This is a genomic window from Methylophaga sp. UBA1464, assembly GCF_002325665.1.
Taxonomy (GTDB): domain Bacteria; phylum Pseudomonadota; class Gammaproteobacteria; order Nitrosococcales; family Methylophagaceae; genus Methylophaga.
Map to the genome: position 1 here is coordinate 19,957 of NZ_DCSO01000054.1, position 1,778 is coordinate 21,734.

The window sequence follows — 1,778 nt, forward strand, 5'->3', positions numbered from 1 at the left end:
CACAACAATTGTCAATACAAGACTTACAATCGCACCAATCGCTACAGCATCTAAACCCATATCAATCTCCTTGCATCTGTCGACACGCAATAATCAGTTTACGTTTACTATTCGCCACCACCAAGCTGGTGTACATAAATTGACAGCTTTTTGATTTCGTTTTCAGTTAAACGTTCTGTTTCATCACCTTCGTAATATTCTTCAGGATCATCACCGTACTCTTCTGCCTCAAGACGCACGGCAAGTTTTTCATTCCAGGCAGGCATAACAGCTACGCGTGTTTGCGGATCGTTGGCATCATTCACACCATGAAGAATGGTATGGCGAATTTCATCGGGCTCACCCGAAAAACGCCAAACTTTGTCCGCAAGATTCGCTGAACCAAGCTGCTGGATACCTTTGGCATCTGCACCGTGGCAAGCCACACAGCCTTTTTCGTTATATAGCTTCCACTCAGCTTCTGTGGCTTCGCCATTAGAACTGTTTATAACAAACTCAACCAAACCATCAACTTCTTCATCCGTCAATAATTCAGCATGTGCAGGCATCATGCCTTGACGGCCTTTAGCCAGTGTTTCGATAATTTTGTCCACAGTACCGCCATACAACCAGTCATCGTCGGCAAGAATGGGATAACCAGAACCAGGTTGTGGATAGCCACCAACACCATGGCAGGCAGCACAGTTATCGCCATAAAGCACCTTGCTGGAACCTACCGCATAACGCAACAATTCATCATCTTCAAGAATCTCTTCAGCAGACAGTGCAGCGATACGATCTTCAAACGGTGCACGTTTTTCTTCGATTTTTGCCAGATCTTCTTTGTATTCTTTAATCTGGGTCCATCCCAGAATACCTTTGGTATTTCCTGTTACCAATGGCAGAGATGGATACAAAATAAAATAGACCAGCACTAATAAACCACTCAGATACAGGGCTATTGTCCACCAGCGTGGCGGTGGATTAGTTAACTCTCTGATGCCATCCCATTCATGACCAGTATCTGGACATTCATTTGGGTTTTTATTGTTATCAGCCATCATTTTTCTCCGAATTTATATCGTCATCTCTCAGCGGCAAGTCACGATGTGATTCAAGCTTTTCTTTATTTTTTGGACGTAAGACCCAGAAATACATACCAAACATCAGTAAGAAAATTATGACCGTCAGTATCGTACCAACCCAATCGCTTACGGTCATTGCTGACCAATTTGTATTGAAGTAGGATAGAAAATCACTCACGGTAATCTCTACCAGGTTCGAAATTGATCATAGTGCCTAATACCTGCAGATAGGCCACCAAAGCATCCATTTCTGTTTTACCCTCTACCGCTTCAGCTGCACCCAGGATTTCTTCATCGCTATATGGCACACCCAATACCTTCATCGCTTTCAGGCGTTTAATCATGCCTTCTCCGTCAATGGTGGCATTATCCAGCCACGGGTAACGCGGCATAACAGATTCAGGTACGACAGAACGTGGATCCCGTAAATGCTGAATGTGCCAAGCATCGGAGTATTTACCCCCCACACGTGCTAAATCGGGACCTGTACGTTTAGACCCCCATTGGAACGGGTGATCATATTTTGATTCCACTGCGAGCGAATAATGACCATAACGATCTTTTTCATCACGGAATGGACGCACCATTTGTGAATGACACAGGTAACACCCTTCACGTTGATAGACATCACGTCCAGCTAATTCCAAAGCAGTATAAGGACGGACGCCTTGCAGTTCTTCATATTCAGGATAAACATCATCCTCAAATGTATTT

General features: G+C 44.2%; 3 protein-coding genes. All 3 read right to left on the reverse strand.

Features of this window, described 5'->3' with window-relative positions; translation table 11 throughout:
• Positions 1-107: 107 nt before the first annotated feature.
• Positions 108-1,040, reverse strand: a complete 933-nt coding sequence (gene ccoP, locus B3O33_RS06780; RefSeq protein ID WP_292361696.1) for a cytochrome-c oxidase, cbb3-type subunit III — start codon at positions 1,038-1,040, stop codon at positions 108-110.
• On the reverse strand, positions 1,033-1,242 hold the full coding sequence (locus B3O33_RS06785; protein ID WP_292361695.1) for a cbb3-type cytochrome c oxidase subunit 3: 210 nt from the start codon (positions 1,240-1,242) through the stop codon (positions 1,033-1,035). The genes ccoP and B3O33_RS06785 overlap by 8 nt, the downstream gene beginning before the upstream one ends.
• A partial coding sequence (ccoO, locus tag B3O33_RS06790) for a cytochrome-c oxidase, cbb3-type subunit II (protein ID WP_292363256.1) occupies positions 1,235-1,778 on the reverse strand: 544 nt, incomplete at its 5' end. The genes B3O33_RS06785 and ccoO, both read right to left, overlap by 8 nt.

What these genes read in the sequence shown, in the direction of transcription:
- ccoP (WP_292361696.1), bottom strand. Translation starts at nt 1,040, where the DNA reads ATGGCTGATAACAATAAAAACCCAAATGAATGTCCAGATACTGGTCAT.